The following is a 519-nucleotide window of genomic DNA, read 5'->3' on the forward strand; positions in this document are numbered from 1 at the left end:
GGTGGCCTTGGCGGCCTTGTCCAGCCCACCGATCGCACGGTTGGCCAGCGCCAGCGGGGATTTCTCCCCCGTGTGGGCCAGGCGAACGGTCTTCAGCTCGGAGAGGTCGGCGGCGGCCTCGATCTCACGCAGTGCGTGCTCGAGGGCGGCCGTCACCCCGGCCTCGTCGGTGGGGTCCACCGCGGCGGACGGTGTGGTCTCGGACATGGTTTCTCGCGTTCCTACTGGCGGACGGTGTTCTCACGAGCTCGCTCCCCCTGTGGGTGAGCCGCTTTTCGTGCAAATGCCCGCAGCGTGGCCGGTGCGGGCAGGGTCAGTCTAGTGGAGGACCCATGGCGTCCGCTGACCCGGCGGGGTCATGGGGCGAGCTGTCCCAGCAGTGCCCGCACGATCGGAAGGTCCGCCGGGATCCACGGCAAGGCCAGTACGGCGTAGGGGTCGCTCGACGGAACCCACCGCACGGCCAGGTGATCGGTGCCCACCACGGGTGTATCCGCAGTGGTTCCGGTCCACACTCGC

General features: G+C 69.7%; 1 pseudogene. It reads right to left on the reverse strand.

Annotation, left to right across the window (positions count from 1 at the left end):
- Positions 1-207 (reverse strand): annotated as a pseudogene (locus RF645_RS13420) (phenylalanine--tRNA ligase subunit alpha); the annotation flags it as partial.
- Positions 208-519 lie beyond the last annotated feature (312 nt).

This window comes from Kocuria sp. CPCC 205260 (assembly GCF_040981045.1).
Taxonomy (GTDB): domain Bacteria; phylum Actinomycetota; class Actinomycetes; order Actinomycetales; family Micrococcaceae; genus Kocuria; species Kocuria palustris.